General features: G+C 22.2%; 17 protein-coding genes. 2 read left to right on the forward strand and 15 right to left on the reverse strand.

The features are described from left to right. Position 1: 1 nt before the first annotated feature. The 13 genes from ACR34G_RS02545 to ACR34G_RS02605 form a co-directional block, all read right to left on the reverse strand. The gene (locus ACR34G_RS02545) at positions 2-1,573 is read right to left on the reverse strand and encodes a hypothetical protein (protein WP_436358398.1); all 1,572 of its coding nucleotides are present in this window, start codon (positions 1,571-1,573) and stop codon (positions 2-4) included. A 137-nt stretch (positions 1,574-1,710) separates the two neighbouring features. Continuing rightward, a complete protein-coding gene (locus ACR34G_RS02550; RefSeq protein WP_436358399.1) occupies positions 1,711-3,561 on the reverse strand; it encodes a DUF2779 domain-containing protein in 1,851 nt (616 codons plus the stop codon). Continuing rightward, entirely contained in the window at positions 3,561-4,385 is an 825-nt protein-coding gene (locus tag ACR34G_RS02555) for an MAGa7180 family putative nuclease (RefSeq protein ID WP_436358400.1), read from the reverse strand. The genes ACR34G_RS02550 and ACR34G_RS02555 overlap by 1 nt, the downstream gene beginning before the upstream one ends. A 6-nt stretch (positions 4,386-4,391) precedes the next feature. Then, positions 4,392-6,299 (reverse strand): P68 family surface lipoprotein, encoded by a 1,908-nt coding sequence (locus ACR34G_RS02560; protein ID WP_436358401.1) that lies wholly within the window; start codon positions 6,297-6,299, stop codon positions 4,392-4,394. Between the two features lie 68 nt (positions 6,300-6,367). Continuing rightward, positions 6,368-7,177, reverse strand: a complete 810-nt coding sequence (locus ACR34G_RS02565) for an ABC transporter permease subunit (protein ID WP_436358402.1) — start codon at positions 7,175-7,177, stop codon at positions 6,368-6,370. After that, on the reverse strand, positions 7,138-8,124 hold the full coding sequence (locus ACR34G_RS02570) for a sugar ABC transporter permease (RefSeq protein ID WP_436358403.1): 987 nt from the start codon (positions 8,122-8,124) through the stop codon (positions 7,138-7,140). Before ACR34G_RS02570 ends, ACR34G_RS02565 begins: the two co-directional genes overlap by 40 nt. After that, positions 8,111-9,286 carry an ATP-binding cassette domain-containing protein gene (locus ACR34G_RS02575; RefSeq protein WP_436358404.1) on the reverse strand — a complete coding sequence of 392 codons (1,176 nt, stop codon included), beginning with the start codon at positions 9,284-9,286 and terminating at the stop codon, positions 8,111-8,113. Before ACR34G_RS02575 ends, ACR34G_RS02570 begins: the two co-directional genes overlap by 14 nt. A gap of 68 nt (positions 9,287-9,354) precedes the next feature. Continuing rightward, on the reverse strand, positions 9,355-9,723 hold the full coding sequence (gene rplL / locus ACR34G_RS02580) for a 50S ribosomal protein L7/L12 (RefSeq protein ID WP_436358405.1): 369 nt from the start codon (positions 9,721-9,723) through the stop codon (positions 9,355-9,357). A gap of 1 nt (position 9,724) precedes the next feature. After that, on the reverse strand, positions 9,725-10,234 hold the full coding sequence (rplJ, locus tag ACR34G_RS02585) for a 50S ribosomal protein L10 (RefSeq protein ID WP_436358406.1): 510 nt from the start codon (positions 10,232-10,234) through the stop codon (positions 9,725-9,727). A gap of 143 nt (positions 10,235-10,377) precedes the next feature. After that, positions 10,378-12,054: a hypothetical protein gene (locus ACR34G_RS02590; RefSeq protein ID WP_436358407.1), complete on the reverse strand. Its 1,677-nt coding sequence runs from the start codon at positions 12,052-12,054 to the stop codon at positions 10,378-10,380. Positions 12,055-12,179: 125 nt separating this feature from the next. Beyond that, positions 12,180-12,686, reverse strand: a complete 507-nt coding sequence (locus ACR34G_RS02595; RefSeq protein ID WP_436358408.1) for a hypothetical protein — start codon at positions 12,684-12,686, stop codon at positions 12,180-12,182. Then, positions 12,658-13,368, reverse strand: coding sequence for an ABC transporter ATP-binding protein (locus ACR34G_RS02600; protein WP_436358409.1), 711 nt, complete (start codon positions 13,366-13,368; stop codon positions 12,658-12,660). The genes ACR34G_RS02595 and ACR34G_RS02600 overlap by 29 nt, the downstream gene beginning before the upstream one ends. Continuing rightward, positions 13,368-15,167: a hypothetical protein gene (locus ACR34G_RS02605; protein ID WP_436358410.1), complete on the reverse strand. Its 1,800-nt coding sequence runs from the start codon at positions 15,165-15,167 to the stop codon at positions 13,368-13,370. The genes ACR34G_RS02600 and ACR34G_RS02605 overlap by 1 nt, the downstream gene beginning before the upstream one ends. Before the next feature lie 253 nt (positions 15,168-15,420). On the opposite strand from ACR34G_RS02605, the gene ACR34G_RS02610 reads away from it, so the two are divergent. Further along, on the forward strand, positions 15,421-17,283 hold the full coding sequence (locus tag ACR34G_RS02610; protein WP_436358411.1) for an aromatic motif membrane protein: 1,863 nt from the start codon (positions 15,421-15,423) through the stop codon (positions 17,281-17,283). After that, positions 17,273-18,193 (forward strand): aromatic motif membrane protein, encoded by a 921-nt coding sequence (locus ACR34G_RS02615; RefSeq protein WP_436358412.1) that lies wholly within the window; start codon positions 17,273-17,275, stop codon positions 18,191-18,193. The genes ACR34G_RS02610 and ACR34G_RS02615 overlap by 11 nt, the downstream gene beginning before the upstream one ends. Before the next feature lie 179 nt (positions 18,194-18,372). Here ACR34G_RS02615 and ACR34G_RS02620 read toward each other — a convergent pair whose 3' ends face one another. Together ACR34G_RS02620 and ACR34G_RS02625 are read right to left on the reverse strand one after the other, a co-directional pair. After that, positions 18,373-19,575, reverse strand: a complete 1,203-nt coding sequence (locus ACR34G_RS02620) for an IS256 family transposase (RefSeq protein WP_436358413.1) — start codon at positions 19,573-19,575, stop codon at positions 18,373-18,375. Between the two features lie 87 nt (positions 19,576-19,662). Then, positions 19,663-21,948: a DEAD/DEAH box helicase family protein gene (locus ACR34G_RS02625; RefSeq protein WP_436358414.1), complete on the reverse strand. Its 2,286-nt coding sequence runs from the start codon at positions 21,946-21,948 to the stop codon at positions 19,663-19,665. Positions 21,949-21,950: the final 2 nt, after the last annotated feature.

The raw sequence follows: 21,950 nt of genomic DNA on the forward strand, positions 1-21,950 counted from the left end.
TTTACTTTGTTGTTGCTTCGTTGCTTTGTCCGTATTGTCATTTATCTAAAGTTTGTCTATGATTATCAATTCTTAATTCAACAAGTCTATAAGTTGAATTTCTATCTAAGTTTCTTAAAAGAAATGCTGCACCATCAGAAGCAGAACTAATGTTAAAAGTTCTTGTTTCTGTTTTGACAACTTTTCCATTAGAAATCTTTTCTAACTTAGCAACCCCTTTATATTCACCATTGGTTTTAGGTTGTATATCTTTAGTTTCTCAAAAGAAACTTAATAATAAACTATTATTGGAATCACTTGGTTTTAAAGCAAGATTTATTACCCTTAGTGGTTGTTTTTTGATGTAATATCAATCTCTAATATAAGCTAATGTTGTTTCATTATAAACAAATGTTCTAAGAGTTTGATTTCCAAATTTCATTTTGTTTACTAAATAATCCTCTTCGCCACTACCTTGACCATCTACAGTTATAGTGTATTTATGAGTGTTATTATTTACTTTTTCTAAAACAAAATCCGCTTGTATATTTCCATTTGAAGTTTCAAAAGTAACTTTATTTGCTTTGTTTCCTAAAGTTAAATTATTGAAAATTTCAAATGAAAATTTATATTTATTTGTTTGTGGTTCATATTCTTTTTGTCAATTTTTAGCAATTGACTCTAAACTTTGGAATGTTATAGATTTATTTAAAGAATCTGGAAGATTAATTATTAAATCATTATTTTGTGTTCCTAATTTTAAATTTGTTAAAGTGATTGTTCTTGGAATTTCATAGTCAATAACAAATTCTATTTTTTGTGTACCTTGATCTTCCAATTTAGATCAAGTATTAAAATCTATCTTTTTAATTTTGGTTGTTACTTGCTCATCATTAGTTAATAAAAACAAATCTCTATTTTCGTTAGTTTTTAAGTTTGCAACATTAACATCTAAAGATAAAACAAACATACTATTAGTTTTTTGAACTAAATTTGCTTTTTCTATATTAATAACAGTAATATCTTCAATTTTGTAAATTTTCTTTGGTAAAGATTTTAATTCTTGTTCATACTTAACTTTTGCATCGTTATAATCAAAATCTTCTCCTTTTTGTTCTAAATCTTTAATTTCTCGATCTATCTTTGTTTTTAAATCAATTATAGATTGATATTTAGAATCAGTTTTTCCTTTGGTTATATTTGATCAATCATTATTAAATTGATTAATAAAAGTTTTAAATTCTGAAAGTGATAATTTAGAATTTTTCACATTTGAATTATCAGGATTATCAGAATTACTAATCTCTTTATCATCTTGTTGATTGCCTTTTGTATTAATATTATTATGACCATTTCTGCTGGTCATATTAGCTTGTTCATTTTCAGAAATTACTGTATTTCCTTTATTTTCGGTATTAGTGTTATTGTTTGCAGAACCATTTTCGTTAGTTTCTAAAGTATTGTTATTCATATTATCTTTTTTATGTAATGTAGGTATTAAAATAGATGGTATTAAGATTGCACTTGTAGTCAATAATGCTGCTACTGAAATTAGAGAAATTTTCTTTTTACTAATCTTGATTTTCTTTTTCATAAAATCTCCTTTAGTTATTTTTATATCTTTTTCATTTTACTATTATTTTTGCAAGTATACAAATAAATTTTTAGTATATCCAAAAAATTAAATTTACTAAAATTGAAGAAAAAAAACTCAAACGAGCATTTTTTTAACTATTTTTTGCTTTTTTGAGTTTTTTCTTTGATTAAAAAATTTATAAAATCTTTTACCATTATCATCGCCATTACGTCGTTTTCGCAATATTTTTTTAAATCTTTTTTAATTTCTTGTCATTCTTTATCTCCGATGAAACCTATGTAACGAGCTATTGCTTTGTTCATAGCACTTAATCCGTTTTGAATTTCTAATTCTACATAAGGAATTATTAAATGTTCCAATTTAATATTGTGTTTTGTTATATATTTTTCTATCTTTTTAATACTATAAAAACCTTTTAATTCAGGAATAAAAATAAAAGGTAGGTTTTTTCTTGTTTCTGAATAACCACTAAAAAAGTCTGCTAAATCAATAGTATTTTTAACAATATGAGCAAAATAATTACTTAATTTTTGATGCATTTGTAAATCTTCTTTTTCTATGAGTTTTAGCATTTCTTTAATTCTGGTTAATTCATAACCTTTATTAAAAACAACAAAATAATCAGCTTTATTAGAATATATTTTAGTGATAATTTCTTCGAAAGTTTTAATTGTTAATTTTTGTGGATCATAAACAACATTTTCATTTTCAAAATTGTTAGAAATGATTTTATTACCTAATGTTTCTTTAATAGAAAGTTGAAAAACTAATTGCTGATATGGTAAAACTCCATTCATAGGTGGATAAGGTAAAGAAAATCCTTCAAAGTCATATCATACAATTCTTTTGTTTTTATCATTTAAAATATTAATTATATTTTCTAATTCTGCTGATTTAAAAATTTTAATATCTTGTGAATTTATTTGAGAATAAAGGAAATTATCGTTTAATTGAGTTTTTATACTTGCTATATTTTTATTTTCAATTAAAGAAATGATTTTTTCTTTTTTCAAAATATTACCACTATAACCAAATATAGCTGGTTCTTTTAAAGACAAAATATCATTAAAATCTGAATTTGTTCCAAAAAGTGAATTATCTTCAGTTGTTAAATTATCAAAATCATTAATAGACTTAGCTTCATTTATATTTTCGATAATTTCTTCAATAGTTTCAAAATCATAATATTCATCATTTTTTGAATTTATAGGTAATGTTCTTGAAGAAATCATTGCATAAATATTATTTTCAGGAACAAACTCTCCTTTTATCATAGAATCGTATTCTTGAGGAGTTAATCCTTGTTGATATATAATTGTTTTATAAAAAAACAAATCATTATTTAATTCTTTTTCCATTGATTTAGATAAACTTTTTTTAGTTTTGTTTATGTTTAAATAAAATACTTCAGAAAAATCTTTTGCATCTTTTTTACTTTCTTCACTTAAATTTAACAAAAATAAAGAAATATTCTCGAGTTTAATAATTTTGTTTGTTATTCAAAAATCTCAAAAAGGACGAAGAATATCTTTTCTTTTGGTAGATGTAGAAAGTTTTAAAATAGAAATTTTTTTATTTTCTAAATCAATTAATGTTGGTTTTGCAATTGCATTTTTATATTTAAAAACTGGATATAAAATCACTTTATATTTGTTATTTCTTAATATGTTTTCAGTTTCAATTATTGCTTCTTCGTTATTTTTGGATTTAACAACATAAACATTGTTTATCCGGTATTTTTGCTGTATAAAATTTTCAAATTCTCTTTCTAATGAAGTAAAAACAGATGCTCTTGTAGAAACAAAATTTAAATTTTCTTCATTAAGTAATTCACTAAAATTAACAGCATCTCAAAATTTTTCTGATTGTTCTTCTTCATCGATATCAAAATCATTTTTTTGAGTATCAATTTTATTTCAAATAAAATATTTTTGACAAGTTTTGTATTTATAAAAATGATTAAAAGTTATAAAGTCTTTTTCCACTATTTTACTTTGATTTTCCCTTGTAAAGTTCACTTATCTATTAATTTTATCCATTCTTCTTCATTTCTACATTCAAGATATTCTAATAACTCTCCATCAGTTCTTTCATTGTATTGTGGTGAATATCCTTTTGTTGTGTAAAAATTATATCATTCCTTTATTTTAACAATGTCATCTTCGATTTGTGGTACATTTGTTTTATATTTATAAGTTCTTATTTTTCTTTTTTCAATTGGATAATTTTCTGGATCTAAATAATCTTCTTGTTCTAAAAATGTTGCTACTATTGCAAAAGTATCACAACCCATTAAATAAGAATAAAGTTGTGCTTGTTTTAAATAAGCAGAAGGTAAATCACCTTTTTCTCATTTATCGAAATTTTTGCTTTGAGTTGTTTTAATTTCTAAAATCATATTTAAATCTTTGATGTATCCATCAGGAATTCCACCGATAATATCGTCTTTACCTTTAAAATAGTCATATGAATATTTTTCAGGTGGAAAAACTTCCACTTCTTTTTGTGTCATTTTTCTTATGACATCAATAACTTTAGGTTCGATTGCTACTCCGGCATCTATGTATTTAGTATCTAAAATAGGCATATCTAATTTAGACATTCTTATAAAAGCTAGAAATTGAGATTTAAATTGATCAAGTTCTAATACATCGCCAATTGACGAACCACCTATTTTTTTAAATCCGTTTCAAGTTCCTTTGTTTTTTAAAAGTTGTTCGTGAAAACTTTTTTCTAAAATTACTTTTTTATTGATTTTATCTATAAAATAATGTACTTCATTGTAATATTTTCTGTCTTTTGAATTCATTCTTTCCTATTCTTTTGATCTTATTATTTCTAAAATTTTATTTAATGCTGCTTCTCCAGAAATTTTAGTTGAATTTTCTTTTAAAGTAGAATTTAAAAGCATTGTTTGAATTTCTTTAATAATTTTTGAAGATTTTTGATCTATTGGTAAAAAGACATTGTCTTCTTGTTCTTTATCTACGAAGTTTTTTAAACTTTCGTATGAAATTTTAGCTGCTTTTACGTAATTTATTTCTGTTTCTATTTTTGCGTTTTCTTTACGTAAATTTTCAATTTCTTTTTCTTCTTCTGGTGTTTTAGTTGTTTTTTTGCTTAGAGTATCTATTTTTGTTCCGTTTTCATTACTTTGTGTTGATAAAGATTCAATTTGATGGTCATATCAATTTGCAGATTCTGTATTTAATTTTTCTTTTAATGGAATAATATAAGATGATTTTTGTGAAATTAAATCACTTACTTTAATCTTTTTACCACGATAATCAACTTCTCCGGAATATAATCATTTTAAAAATAATTTTGTTGCTTTATCTTCTTTTCCACCATTATCAACAGAAATAGGAATTAAACTTGAACCTCCTTCAAAGTAAGATGAGTAATTATCACTTGGTAAATTTTTTGTAACTTGTGGTCTTAATCAAACATCTAAATCACTTGTAAATTTATCTGATATCTCTTTATTATTTTTTGCAAAAAATGCTCTACTTGTAGGACTATCTATAGATTGTTCATAACCAACAGCTGCTGCAAAAGCAAAAACTGTTTTGTATTCTCTTATGTCTCAAGAAGCTCATTCGTTTTTATTGTTTTCATATTTTACATCATAAAATACAGGTTTTTTTGTTGTAGTGTTTGCTTTATTTATTTCTAATTTGCTGTTTTTTTGCACAAATTCATCAAATGTTTCTTTAAAAATTCTTTGAATTTCTGTGTCGTTAGCAATTGCATAATCTATTTCTGATAAATCATAAGGATTTTTAGATTCTTTTAAAGTCCAAAGTTTTTTACCTTTGAGTTTATTATTTAATACTTTAAAAAATGTGTCTTCTTGATAGTCAATAGAAAATATTGCTAAATCTCTTATATCTTTACCAAATTTAGTAGCTTTATCTTGGTCGATTTCAAAGGAATTATGCACTAATCTAGCAAATTCAAAAATTTTAGTAATATTGTTAAATGTTTCATCATTAACTACAATATTGTTAATATTATTATTTGCTTTTACTTTTATGAAATTTATTATTGAATCTTCTGGAATGTTTCTTCCATTTCCTTTATTTTGTTGAATGTATTTATAAACTTCACTATTTTTATCTATTTGTGCATTGTTTTGTTCTAACAATTCAAAAATTTTACCAAGTAAGTCTATGTTAATAGAAAAAGCATCTATATCACTTAAATCAAAAGGTAAATTAAAGATTTTAGTATCATCCTTGATGTTTTCTCCAACTAATTTTGTATGTGTTTTTAAAATTTTACTAATAAAAGATGAATTAGGTAAAATATCTTTTGTTTCTAATAATTTACCATATTGATTAACTAAAAATGCTCCACTTTGGTTTCCTAATATTAAGTTAGCTAATTTTTCACTATCTTCTTTAATATATTTTGCTTCATTAGCAGCTAATTCAAGTTCGCTATTTGCTCCGCTTTTATCCGATAACTGTAGTTCTATAGGAAGAAAATCAGGATTATCTTTCATAACTTCATTGTATAAAGGAACTAGTTCTTGCATTGCAATCATTAAAGGATAAACTTTGCTTTGAGCTGTTGCAAAAACTATTTTATTATCTTGTGCCTTTTTAGTTTCGTATTTTTTTTCAATTGTTGTTTGATTTTGATTATTACAACTTGCAAGTGAAATCACACTTGCTAGTGTTGTAATTGAAAAAAAACTTTTTAATATTTTCTTATTCATTGTTCTCCTAAAAAATAATTTTATAGTATTTTAATTTTAATACTTTTTTAAAATAAAAGGTGAAAAAATTAAAATTTGATAATTTTTTGGGAAAAAGTAAAATAAATTCCTAAAGGCAATAATATAACAACCAAAGAACCGGCTGCTTGAATATTTAAAAAATATCCCCCTGAAGGAGTTTCACCTATTTGTCTAAATCAAATACCAACAGTTTTAGAGTCTGTGCTAGATAATAAAAAATTTGGTCATAGATAATCATTTCACGATGAAATAAAACTAAAAATAATTAATAATATATAATAATTTCTCATTTCTTTTCAATAAACTAAATAGATTTTTTGAAATATATTTAAATTATCTAATTTAATAACTTTTCAATATTGATTTTTTGTTTTTTCAAAATTAATTAATAGATTATAAATAAAAAAATAAGAAAATATAGAATTAGAAACAATTGAAAAAACTGATAAATTATTTATTATATGAAAATTGGATAATATTTCTCTTAATGAAAGATAAATAGAAAATTCTGGAATAAAAGAAAAAAACATAATAAAAAGTAAAATTGCTTTTTTTATTTTTTGATTAATTTTAGATAAACCAACTATAAATAATGTATAAAAAACCACTCTTAAACATATAAGCAGTAAAGAACTTGACATTGATAAAAAAACTGCTTTTCAAAATATTGAATTTTTGAAAAAATTAAAATTCGATCATTCAAACTCTTTTAAAATTAATGAATAATTATTATTAGAAGTGGAATAATTACTTTTTAATGAAGTGATTAATAATATATATAAAGGAAATAAAATTAATAATAAAATAAATAACAAGATTAAAATTTTAATAATTTCTTTGGTAATTTTTTTAATCATATTTTTCTCCTTTTTTTGATTTTTATAAAGAAAAAACGCACTAAAAAGAAAAATATGTAAGTGATTAAAAATAAAAATAATAAATAAAATAGAGATAAAATACTTGCAGCATATGCCTTATTAATGTCTATTTCCAAAGTTCCATTTATTGGTTGAATTAAGCTCAAAACATAACTAGATAATGTATGAGCTTGTAGTTCTTCTATTTTATCTTCTTCCATAATTGCTCCTGGATATAAAAGAGCAGAAAAAACTAAATTTGTATATATAATAATTAATAAGTGTTTTTGAAATTCTTTGAAATATAAATATTTCATTTTATCTCAAAAATTTAAATTATCTAAAATCATAACTTTATAATATTTTTTATTTATTGAAATAAAAATAAAAGTAAATATAACTATATTAAAGGAAAGTGATCTTCAAACTTGAAAAATGAAAAGATATAATTTTATATTTAATTTATTATTTCCGTGAGTAAAACTAGCATTGGAATTAAAGATTTTAAAAAATAAGTTCTGTTCTCCAAAAAGCAATAAAAAAGCAATTCCTACAGCAAAATAAGAAATAAAAAATTGCGAATAAATAAGTTTTAAAAATAAATTTTGTGTTTTTTTCATTGAAATTGTACTCAACATATAAGCAATAAAAATAGATAAAAATAAAGATATAAATGTTGGGACAAAAAATAAAAAGGTAGAATTTTCAATGGCAATTTTAAAATTAGAATCGTTTATTACATTATTAAAATTATTGAGTCCATAAATAAATATTGTTTTTTTTGTCGAACTTGGAAAAACAATAAATGATTCATAAGTAGATTTTATAATTGGATAAATATAAAATAGAAACAGCAAAATGAGTAAAGGTAAAATTAATAAAAATATTTTTGTTATTTTTACTGTTTTTTTCTTTATTTTTGTCATTTCTATGTTATTTTTTTTCATTTGAAAACTCCAAAATTTTTTCATTATTAATATCAACTTTAACAAAATCATTTATTTCCAATGACTCATCAATCGAAATAGAAGTTAAAACATTATTTTCACTTGCTACCTTATAAATAATAAAATTTCCAACTATCTGTTTATCGATGATTTTAAATTCTGATTTTTCTTGACTTTTAGTAATTACTACATCTTTTGCTCTTACATAAAAAGAGTTTTGCTCTGTTTTTCTTAATAAATTAAGTTTTGGATAATTAAAAAAATCTGCTACAAAATAATTATTAGGTTTATTTAATATATTTTCTGTTAAGTCAAATTGTTCTATTTTTCCGTTATTTAAAACTAAAATATAATCACTTATTTTGAGTGCATCTGCTTGATCGTGGGTTATTAAAATTATTGATAAATCAAATTCTTGTTTTAATTTAATAACTCATTCTAAAGTTTTTTCTTTAATTTTAATATCTAGAGCTGAAAAAGGTTCATCCAGTAACAAAAGTTTATTGTTTTTAATTAATGCTTTTGCAATTGCTACTCTTTGTTTTTGACCGCCTGAAAGTTTGTTTGCTTCTTGTTTTATTAAAGTGTTAATTTCAAGTTTTTCTGCAATAACTTTTAGATCTTTTTTAAAAGTTTTTTTTATAAAAAATAAAAAATTTCATATTTTTTTTATTTGCTTTTTATCGTATTTTAAAGTTAAAAACAAGAATTTTCATCATAGGGATCAAAATAACCATTTTTCCTTTTTAAAAGAAATATTTTCTGTATATTTCTTTATTTTTTTAGATAATTGGTTTTCAATTTGTTGATTACTATGCTTGAAAAAATTTTCTAAAAATTTAATTCTTTTTTCTTTTTTTCAATTTAATGAATTTTTAGCACTTAAATAAATGTTGTGAAAAACTGATAAATGCTCATATAAAACATTTTCTTGTAAAATATATCCTATTTGTTCTAATTTTAAATTATTTAAAAATTTAATATTTCCACTAAATTGATTTTCTAATTGTGACAGCAAATTTAATAAAGTTGTTTTACCAGCACCAGAAGGTCCTACTATAGAAATGATTTTCTTTTCTGGAATAGATAAAGATTCTATTTGTAAAATGTTTTTATTTTCTTTTTTATAAAGTAAATTTTCTATTTCTATAATATTTTTCATATTTTAATTTTATCAAAAAAATTCCCAAGTTTATGCTCAGGAATTTTTCTTTTTTTAAATTATTGTTATTATCCTAATGAAACTTCAGCACCAGCAGCTTCTAATTTAGCTTTGATGTCTTCTGCTTCAGCAACTTTAACGTTTTCTTTTAGAACTACAGGAATAGAATCTACTAATTTTTTAGCTTCCATTAATCCTAATCCTAAAACTTCTTTAACTACTTTAATAACATTAACTTTTTGTCCACCATCACCTTTTAATGTAATGTTTACTTCTGATTTTGCTTCAGCAGCTTCAGCAGCTGGAGCAGCAGCTACAGCAACAGCAGATGGATCAATTCCGAATTCTTCTTTCATTGCATCTACTAATTCCATAACTTCTTTAATATTCATTTCTTTTAAAGCTTCAATAAAAGCTTCTTTTGTTAATTTTGCCATTTTATTTTTCTCCTTCTGATACTAATTTATTTTCATCGACTAACATTTTTAGTCCAACTGATAATTGTCTTAATGAACCCATCAATGATGAAGCAAGCATTGTAAGAGCTTCTTCGTAACTTGGTAATGAAGCAACTTTTTGAACTTCAGCTGCATCAATAACTTGATTTTCGTAAATTCCACCTTTTAAAACAACTTCTGGGTGTTTTTTGCTAAATTTAGAAATTATTTTTGCTGGTGCAATAGCGTCATCTCCACCAAATGCGAAAACATTTGGACCTACTAAAGTTGACTCTAATTCTGAATAACCTAAATCATTAGATGCAATTTTGAAAAGTCTATTTTTATAAACTTTAATTTTAACACCTGCTGATTTTAATTCTTTTCTTAATTCTTCAAAATCTGAAACATGTAATCCACGATATTCAGCAATAACTAATGAAGAAGAATTTTGAATGTTATTTTTAACTTCAGCAACAATATTTTCTTTTTCTTGTCTAAAAGAATTCATTGAACCTCCTTATTAATGTAATGCAAATTTATAGAGGAAAATATATTCAAATAACAAATTAAGTATTTTCATACAGTTATTATCTCCATATATTGCTTTTAAATTATAGCACAAAATCGTTTTTTGTTAGATTAATTTTAGAACTAAATGTAAACAATTTCTACAGTGTAACTATTGTGATTATCTACTTCTCTTGGATTGTATTCAAAAGATATTTGTAATTTTACTTGTTGATTTGCTTTTTCTATTGATTTAATGGTTAAATTGGTTATTAACGAATTGGTAGATGTTGTCAAGATAAAATCTTCTTTTTGAAGTTCGTTTTTATTTTTATTTTTAGATTCTTCTTTTAAAGTTGCAAAAATATTTTTTGTTGCTATTTTTTGAACTATTGATTCAAATTTAGTTGTAAATTCCTTTTCATCGTTTCAAATTAAGTCTTCTTTATTTGAAAGCAAATCAACAAATCCAATTAAATCTTCAAAATTATTTTTGTTGTTTTTCAATCCAAAAAGTGCACTTGTTGAATAGTCGGTTGCAAACCACTTATCAAACGACAATCCCTTTTCTTCATTAGCGTGATGAGTGGTTAATTCTTCAGAAGAAATTTGGGATTCTAAAATATCAAAATTCTGTATTTTTGCCGTATTTAGTGTTCTTTTTACTTTTTGGTCATAATCATAATAAGATATTTCTTTTGTGCTTTTTAGTGCTTTTTGAAGTTCATTAGAAGTTTTATTCACTCCTGGATGTCCTTTATAAAAAATATTATATTGAGAATTCAATTTAGCAATAATAGTCATAACATAATCAAAATCTTCATCATAACCACTACCTAAAATTATTAAACTTGGTTTATTGAATTTAGATTTCAATTCATTAACTTTATCTCTTTCTTTTTCTCAATCAAGACCAGTAATTTTAGATCAAAACGAACTAAATCTTTTATTTTCTTTAGTTCTTGTAGTAAAGATTAAGTCTTTTAAATTATTGTTATTTTCAAAAAATGGTAAGTGATTTTTGAAATTTAAAATTGAATATTTATTAGACACAATCTTGTCAGATCAATAAATTTTTAAGTTGTTCATTTCAGCAGATCTAAAGTACTGAGTTAATCTATCATAACTTCCTAAATTTGTTTTTCATTCATTTTTTGAAAAATCATAGTATTTAGATTTAAATTCTTCTTGCGAATAAAAATGTTCAATGTGATATTCACCTAACACATTAGAATCCTCAATAGCTTGAAGTTTAACATTTTTAAGGTTTTTAATCTTCTCAAAATAACTTCCTGCTGAAGCAATATGATCTGAGTTGAACCAAACATTAACTTTTTTTGTTGGATTTAAATAGGCTTGATAATAAGCTTGCTCAAAAAACTTATTTTCTTCGCCTTTTACTTCAATAACTTTTGAGTCTTCTAAATAAATTTCATCAGCATTTCTTTCGTTTTGTAAAAATTTTCGTAATTCACTTGTATTTAATTGCTGCTGAATTTCTACATTATTTTTGGAGTGATAAAAAATAACTGATTTTTTAGATAACATCGCCATTCTTATTAAGTTATAAAAAGTTTGTACACCATAAGATGAATAATAAATATTAATATCAGCACTATCTTGTTCATCTAAAATATTAGTATATTTTTCCGTTTCCATAAATTCAACTCTCGAAAATTCATCGTTAGTTATTTTATTTTCAATTCTGTGATAATATTTAGTTGCAAAATATGTTACTAAACTTGAGATAGAAATAGCGGATGAAATACCTAAAATACTAAAAATTATTAATTTATTTTTTCTTGATAACTTCTTTTTCATTGCTATTTCATTATATATATATATATGAAACCCAAGAAAATTATTAAAAAATGAATTTTTTCATAAAAAAATAAACAATTTTTAAGTTTTTGAAAAATAAAAACAGGAATTAATTCCTGTTATAACTAGTTTTTAAAATAAATTATTATTTTTAAAGTACCTTTATCATCATAATGATTTATGTGTTTAACTTTTAAATTAATTTTTCAAGCTAAAGCTTTTGATTTTTCAGTATTTTTACTTTCAAATTTAATTGTTATTTTATTTTCTTGATCTAAAAAATAAGTTGTATTTGAAGTGATAATATAGTTTTGAGTTATTAATTCTTTAAAAATTTCTAAATCATTTTTATTTTCTGCTTTTAAAGTATTAATAAAGTCTAATATCTCTTTTATTTTTTGATTTGGATTTTTTATAGAAATATTAAATTTTTCAAAATCTTCACTTTTATAATAACTTCAAGAATAAAATTTTTTATAAACAAAATTTTCTCCTTCTTTGAAATGAATTTCTGTTTCTTGTTCTGAAATATTCTCTGTTTTTTGATTGCAACTTGCAACAAAAATAATAGGACTTGTGATGATAAATGAAGTTGAAAATAACTTAATTTTCTTTATTAATGACTTTTTCATAAAAAATATCTTCTAAACTTTTTTCTTTGTGTCCGTGATAATAAATTTTTCCTTCATGAATTAAAGTAACATAAGTAGTAAATTCATCTATTTCTTTTAAAATGTGAGAACTTATAAAAATTGTTTTTCCTTCTTGATTTAATTCTTTTAATATAGAAAATAATTCAAAACGAGCAGAAGGATCTAAATTTGCTGCAGGTTCATCTAAAATGAGTAATTCTGGTTCATTTATAAGTGCCTGAATTAAAAGGATTTTCTTTTTTTGTCCTGAAGAAAAATCATAAGGTTTTTTATTTTTCAAATCTTCAATTTTAAATTTTTGCAAAAATAAATCTATTCTCTTTTGTGCTGTATTTTTAGGGATTTTAGACAATTGGGCTAAGTAAAATAAATATTCATAAGTTGTCAATCCTTTTGGAAATAAAGTATTTTCAGGAACATAACCTATCTTTGATTTTGCTTCTTCTTTGGTGTTTATTATATTATCAATTAAGATTTCTCCTGTATATCCACTAAAAGCATCTATAATGCTTTTTATAGTTGTTGTTTTTCCTGCTCCATTTTCCCCTATAAATGCATGAAAACTACCTTTTTCAACGTTAAATGTTATACTATTGACACCAGAATTAGTTTTATTATAAATTTTGGTTAAATTTTTTATTTCTAAAATATTATTATTCATTATTTATAATCCTTTCTTTTATACACTACATAACTTGAAAAAGCAAGAATAGTTACAACTAAAGATCATATTACTAAATTAATATTTTTGTTATAAACAATTCTATTTATTGCTTTGTATGAATATACTTCATCAACAGGTTGAAATAAGAAATTATTACTTTCTTCCAAACTAAAACGATAAATGATTTTATCATTTTTTATTTGTTGAATAGGACTATAAGTAGAATATCCACCTATAAAATATTTCTTATTATCAAAAGAAATTTCAAATTTGTCAGGATTATAATATTTTTTGCCATCATTTTCTTTTTCAAGGAAAGTTAAAATGACTTTATTGAATTTGGGATGAAAATAAGCATAATAAAGTAATGAAGTAATGAAATAAATTTTCTTTTCAGTTAAATTTTTAATTTTATTTGTGTCAATAATCTCTTTTAATAATTCTGTATTATTATCAATAACTTTAGAAAAATTATCATCGTTAGAGTTATTAATATTACTTGAAAGTATATTTTCGAAGTATTTTAAAAGATCATTTTTATTATAATTTTTAACTTTTATAAAGGTTTTATAGGCATATTTGTCAAAAATAGCAGATTTTAAAACTTCTTCAATTATTTCTCATTTTAGTTTTCCAACTAAATCTTCAGGAACTGCAACTATCTTATCATCTTCAGGAAATGAGACTTCAAAATTGGAAGCATTTTCTCTTGAATAAATTATTTCTCTATTTTTTACATTCTCAAAATGAGAACTATTTTTTAATGCACCAGGAACTAAATAAGAATATTTTGTTTCTAATAAACTATCATCATCTTGTATAGCAACTTTTAATAAGTTGTTATTATTTAATTCTAACTTGTAATTGTATTCTCCAGAATCTAAATTTTTATAATTTAAATAATTTTCTAAATTATTAATTTGACTCTTAGAAACATAAGAAAGAGCATCTTTATCTTTATTATTATAAATATCAAGAAATTGATAAGGTAGTGAAAGTAATGAGTATGCTTGTCATAAAGTTGATGAATTTTTAGATTTTTGCTTTGCTAATTCTAAAAATTCTTTTTCTCTTTGTGAAAAACTTTTATTATCCACATTTTTAGGAATTATGTATAACTCATCTTTATTATTGTTTAAATAAAATTTTTCAACATCAAGCAACTTTCCAGAATCATAATTTGGGTAATTAATATTTAAATATTCTCCAAATTTGTTTTCACTAGAAGTTGAAAATATAGAAATTATACTCCCTAAAGTTGTAAAAGGCATAAAGAATAATAAAGGAAATGCTATTGATATTTTTGATGAAAATCTAGATGAAATTAAAATAGATATCAATCCAAAAAATAGATAAATAAAAAGAGGACTTAAGAAAATTCATAAAAAAGGTATATTTAAACTATTAATGAAATTTAAATTTAAAAACAGAGTTGTAGATAAAATTCAATAAGAAACAAAGGATCATAACATTGATCAAAAAGCAAAGTTTATAAGTTTAGTAAAAACTATTTTATGTCTTGTAATGCTTTTTGAAAAAACAATTATTTCTATTCCTTCGCTTTGTAAATCTTTAAAAATATTTAGTCCTTTTATAGAACCATAGAGACTAGATAAAATCCCATTAATTAAAATATTGATATAAAAAATAATCAAAAAGTTCTCTATACTTTTAGCAAGAGTGAAATTTAAAATTAAAGTTAATATAATCATTAATAAATTAATTACAGGAATAATAATTGTGCTTTTTTTCTTTAAAAGTAATTTATTTATAAATAAAAAGTAATTTTTATTCATATTTCTTTCTACACAACAACTGAATAACTCATAAAATTATACAATTTAATTGATTATTTTCCAAAAAATAGTATAATTTTTTAGTATAAATAATTAAATAACAATAAATAAACACATTAACAACAACTTAGAATAACTATTATTTATACAGCGGATTGAAATTATTCCTTAGGGAATTTTTTTATTGCTTTTTTATAAATAAGTTATAATTATTAATAGTTATTCTAAGTTTATAAGTAGAAAGATAATAAAAATGAAAAATAAAAAAGTAAGATTATTTCTACCTTTTTTAGTTTTATTTTCGCCTTTTTATTCTTTTGTTTCGTGTAATGAAGCAAAATCAAATTTTCATAATCAAACAAATGTACAAAATAAAAAAAATTTTTATTCCAACAAAGAAATTGATCTTTTATTAAAAGATATTTTTGAAAATAATTTAGAAAAAATAAATAATTACATTCTTGAACAAGAAAACATAAGTGATAAAAAATTAGAAGATTTAAAATTTTCTTTATTTGTTTATAATCCACTTAGACCAAATCAAGCTCAAGGCGGTAATTCTAATGAAGCAGTTGTCAAAATAGGAAAATCTATTTTAGAAGAAAATTTAAACAACAATTGATATTGAATTTTAAAAAATTTAGATCTCTTAGAATTTTTACATTATCCTTACGATGTTAATAGATTTACTTCTAATTTCTATTCACAAAAAGAAGATGAATATTTTAAAACTGATTCTTTAAATTTTTTAAATTTGAAAGGAAAATCCATTGATTTTTTTATAAAAGTACATAAACAATTAGAAGACAATATTTTAGCATCGAAAGATATTTTTTATATTGTTATTGACAAAAATAAAGTTATAAGATTGCAAAAATTTGTTTATAAAAACAACATATTTAAATTTAGATTAGATAGTCAAATATATGAGATAAATAAAGAAAATATAACAAAAGAAGATATTGAGTTGTTTGCAAATAAATTCGAAAGCAAACAAGAAGAAATTATCAAAGAAAAAATAGAAAAAGATAAAAAAGATTTTGACGAAGACTTAGAATATGAACTCGAAGATGAAGAAGATGTAACTGAAGAAGAAAAAAACCAAAGAAAACTTGAAGGTTACAAAAAAATTGAAGAGAAATATTCTAATTTAAATAACCTAAATATTTCAAATTCTACTACTTTTTTAAATTTAGATTTTTTAGTTTTTAAAGCACTTGAAAAGGAATTTTCTTTAAAAAAATATTTATTAAAAAATATAAATTCTTCTTTTATTAACAATAAAAAAGAAGAAAATGATAATCAAGAGACAAATGATAAATTTTATATTGATAATGATTTTAAAAAATTCATTAATCCTTCTTTAGATATTATTGATAAAGGAAAAACTATTGAAGAAAAAAATACAGATAATATTTTAGCTTTAATTTTAAATATTCAATTTAATAAAGATGAAGATATGATAAATAAATTTATTAAAAATCAACAAGAAAAAGAAAAACAAATAGAAGAAGGATTTAAAAACTTTGCTAAAGAAATAAAAAAATCTTCTTCTTTTGATTTTAGAAAAAACCCTATTTACTTACAATATAAAAATTTCTTGTCTCAAAATTGATATTTTGTTTTAAAAAATTTAACTAAATTTAAAGCTGTATTTAGTAATTGATTTACACTGCCAATAACTAATAAAGTAGATAAAAATGGTAATAAATTATCTCCATCAAAAGAATATTTAGAAAGTTTAGAAGATTTAGATAGCTATAGTGACTCTTACTTTTCTAATAATTTATTAAATGAAATTAAAGAAGGGGATACTACTGCATTAAGTAATTCTTATAAAGATTTATATATCAAAAGAAATAATCAAATTTTCAATATTAAAATAAGTTTAAAAGATAGCGGAACAACACTAGAATTTAACCCTTTTATTTTCTATTTTGCCAATTCTAAAACAGATAATATATCGATAAATGCTATCACAACTATTTTTCATAATGCTATTTATCATGATAGTTTTCAACATTATCAAGCTTTTGAAAATGATTTAATTAAAAAGTTTAGATATGGACAACCTGCAGAAATGTTAATTATATGAAAGGATCTAAATGAAAATTAAAAAAATATTTCCTTTTTTAACCGTTTTTCCTTTATTTTTGTCTTCTTGTAATTTAAATAATAATAGTCAACAAAATCAAATTAATCAACTAAAAATACAGGAAAATGAAAAAGAAGATAAAGAATGAAATGAATTTATAAATTCTGACTTTATTACAAATATTCTAAATGTTACATTCGATTCTGAAGATAAAAAGAATCAATTTATAAAGGAACAAAAGGAATTAGATATTAAAACAACATTTTTAGATATTAAAAATTGATTATATTATTATACAACTATTCAAAATAATACTGATGATGGATTTATTTCAAAAAAAGCATTGCCTTATAGTCAATCTCTTGCTAAAATAAAAGAATTAACTAGTAAAAATTGGTTGTTTTTCCTATTTAATCTAAATAAAATAGTTTTTATTCAACTGGCTGATACAACTAATTTGTTTGCTGGTACTAAAGAAGAACAAACAGAAAAATCTAGAGAAAACTTACTAACTAATCCTTTATTTTATATATCAAAAGATAATAAAATTTTAGACTTTGCTATTTTAAAAACTCAAGATAACTTAAATTTAACAAAAGAAGAGTTAGAAGAAGAAGGTGAAGATTATCAACAAGATTTCAAATTTTATTTTGTAAACTATGATGGATTGCTTTTTGAAATGGAATTAACCAAAGAATTTGATGAAAACAAAAATAATACATCTAACAAAATGAATTTTATTTTATGAGCAGATAAAATTAAAAAATGAAATGTGGAAAATAATAAATCTAATTTTGATATTCAAAAATATGTAAAAGAAAAAGAGTCAAGAGGTTTAAACTCTAATTCTTCAGCAATTTCTCTAGAAATTTTTCTAGATAATTTAGGCGGAAAACCCATAAGATACACATTTGCTGATTTAAAATTATAAAAATAGATAGCATAAGGTAGTGTAAGATATTTTGTGTAAATTTCTCTTGCTTACTTTTTAGTAAGAGATTTGAGAATAGCAAAACACAAATCTATTAAAATTATACAAAAAATCATAAATAGACAAAACAAAAACCAGGAATTTAATCCTGTTTTTGTAAGTCATTTATGATTTTTTAATTACTCATTATCAAATACTATTTTTAATTGATTTAAAATTTGCCCTCAATTTGAGGTAATTGTTTTTCACTTTTCAAGTTGATTCTGAATTGCAAAATAAACTATTTTCATAAGCGAATCTTCGGTAGGGAAGGAAGTTTTATTTTTAGAAATTTTTCTAATATTTCTATTAAGATTTTCAATTACATTTGTTGTATAAATTAGTTTTCTAATTTCTTTTGGAAAATTGAAAAAAGTAGAAAGTTCATCGAAATTATTTCTCCAACTTTTTATTGCATAATGATATTTACTATCTCATTTTGTCTTCAAATATTTGAAGAAATCGAGAAGCTTCATCAATATTATTAGATTGATAAATATTTTTCATATCTGAAGTAAATTCTTTAATGTCTTTATAGTTCGACAAAATTTAACAGAATTTCTAATTTGATGAACTATGCATTTTTGAATTTGAGTTTTAGGAAAAACTGCTTTTATAGCATTTGAAATCCCTGTTAAATTATCACTGGAAATTAAATAAATTTCTTCAACTCCCCGTAATTTTATGTCATTTAAGACTTGCATTCAGTATTTTGCGCTTTCTGATTCTCCTATTCAGAAACCTAAAACATCTTTATATCCATCCAAGGAATAACCCATAACAATATACACAGATTTTTCAACTAATCTGTTATCTTCTTTAACTTTAAAACGTATTCCATCAATAAAAACCATACCATAAGTTTTATCTAATGGTCTATTTTGTCACTCTATAATTTGTGGCATTATTTTATCAGTTACTCTACTAATAAAACTTGGTTCCACTTCAATTCCATATAACTCATTTAATGTTTTTGAGATATCTCTAGTGGAAATTCCTTTTGCATATAAATTAATTATTTGTCCTTCGATATGAGAAATATCATATTGAAATTTAGGAACAATTTGCGGTTCAAAATTAGATTTTCTATCTCTTGGAATTTCTATTTCCATATCTCCAAATTGTAATTTAACATTTTTAGTATACGAACCATTTCTATAATTATCTTTAATAATTTTTTCATGTTCATATTTATCATAACCTAAATGTTTTTTCATTTCTTCTTGAAGAATTGATTCAAGAAGATTTTTTGTATTATTTTTTACAATTTCATAAACATCTTCGATTGTTTTTGGTTTATATTTTTCGTAAAGCTCTTTTGCAGTTTCTAATTTTTTATTCATAAAAAAATTTCTCCTTATAAATATTTTAATTTAAATATTTGCTATTGAGAAATTTTTACACAAAATTTATTACACTTCCTAGCATAACTATCTATTTTTTTCTATCATTTTTTCAATTTCAATTCAAGATTCATCATTAATGTCACTGGAATAAATAGTATTATTAATAAAAAGTTTGAAATCGTTTTTATGCTGTTTTTCCTTTATAAAAGCAAAATTGTATTTATTTTTTAAACAATATTTTTTTAATTGATTAAACATTGCTTTTGAATCTTCTTCTTTATTGAAATTATCTTTTTCTATTTTTATTAAATAAATGTTTTTGTTTTGAGTTCTAATTATATAATCAATATGTAAAATTTTTTTCTTATGAGATGAATTATAATAAATTATTGAAAAATTAGAATAACCTTTATTTCCTACTCTATAAACATCTTTTATAAAATTTTGATTATTTTCACACCAAATTTCAAAATTCATTTCTGCTCTTGAACGCAGTTTTTCACTATCAATCATAGCTAATGAATAATTTTTATAAACATTTGTTGTTAATATTTTATTTTCTTTTTCATAGTTTATAAATGAATAATATTCTTCTTTAGGAATTTTAAATTCAACTTCTTTAACTTCTAAAAGGGAATTTTGTAATATTTTAGTTTCTTCAAATCTTTTAAATATTTCCAGTAATTTTTCAAAATTATTAATTATAAATGAATAGAATTCTTTATTATTTAAAGATAATATTTTTTTATCTTTTTTGCTTTTTAACCTAAATAATGAAGATTTTTTAAATAACTTATGCAAAATAGTTTCTTTTAAATCTTCATAGGAAAGATTAAGAGGGTTTTTTAATTGATCTATACTTTTCATTAAAATTCTTCCATGATTACTTGTGCTTACATCTACTTCATTAGTATGTTCACTAACATTTTCAAAAGGATTTTCCTGTAAATTATTAATCTTTCCTTGTAGAAAACTTGTAATTATTTTTTCATTTATTATAAAACCATTTTGTTTTAAAATTTCTTTATTTTTTTCAAATTCATTGATTTTAAGGTTATATTTTATTAAGAAATACTCTCTGATTTCTTCTAATAATGTTTTATTTTCATTGTAAGCATAATTTTTGTTTGGAATTTGTTTTAATAATGTAATATCCTTTGCACCTTCTCTTAAAAATAATTTTTCAGCTTCAAATCCACCAACTAAAATCGCTTCATTCTTAAACTTTTCATCATATGTAAATAAATAGGAATAATCTAATATTTCATTATTATAATGATGGACTTCTGGCATTCTTCTAATTCGTCCAAGTGTTTGAATTTCAAATTTTTCACTCATATTATCACGCAATTTAACTAAAATTTTTGCCCTTGGACAGTCTCAACCTGTTGCTATTGCTTGCTTGAATAATAAAAAAGAAACTTCATTATTATTTTTAACTATTTCATCAGGAACTAAATTGATTTTACTAAGTTTTTTTATTTTCTTAGTTCCTTCGGTTTCTAAATCTCTTTCTGAAAATCAAGAAGCTACTTTTCCATTTTCATAATTAAAACCTAAGTTATTTAAAATTTCTTCTACTTGTGAAATTAAATTATCATTTAAATTAGGAAATTGTATTAACACTAATGGATTAATGTCAAGATTTATTTTTTGATATTCTGTAATTATATTTTTTCTTATTTGATTTGAATTTTCAATTAAATATTTTGTTTCAAAAGATATATTATTGCCTTTATTTTTTTCAAGATCTTTATTTATAAAAATTCCTTTTGTTATTAATCCTTCTTCAATAACATCACTTTCACTAATAATTATTTCTTGATAATTATTTGATTTTTTTATAGGCGTTGCTGAAACTCTAATTTCACTTTTTGGAGAAATTGATTCAATAATAAAATTAGCTTTTATTGTGTTATTATTGTGCTCTTCATCTATAATAACTATAAAATTATAGTTTTTCAACTTAGCTTCGTTTATTCTATCAAAAAAATTATTTTTTTCTGTTTGTGCAATAGCAATATTCGTTTTATTTGTAATTTTTTCTCAATTTATAAAATATATTCCTTTATTTTCAAAACCATTTAGTAACACATCATCCAAATCTCCAGAAATCATTGCTGGAAAACTTTTTCTCATTTTATTAAAAGATTGCACTTCCAATTCCCCTTTTCCAGGTGTTAATCAAATGAAAATATAATTATCAGTATTTGAAATAAACTGATTAATATATTCAAATAAAATTATTGTTTTACCTGAACCGGTAGGTGCTTGTAAAATAATTTTATTTATTGCGCTGTCATCGATGGTTGAAAATGTTTTTTCAAATATTTTTTGAGCAGCTTTTACTTGAAATTCTTTTAGTTTCATAA

Source organism: Mycoplasma sp. 480 (assembly GCF_051353065.1).
GTDB lineage: Bacteria > Bacillota_I > Bacilli_A > Mycoplasmatales > Metamycoplasmataceae > Mesomycoplasma_A.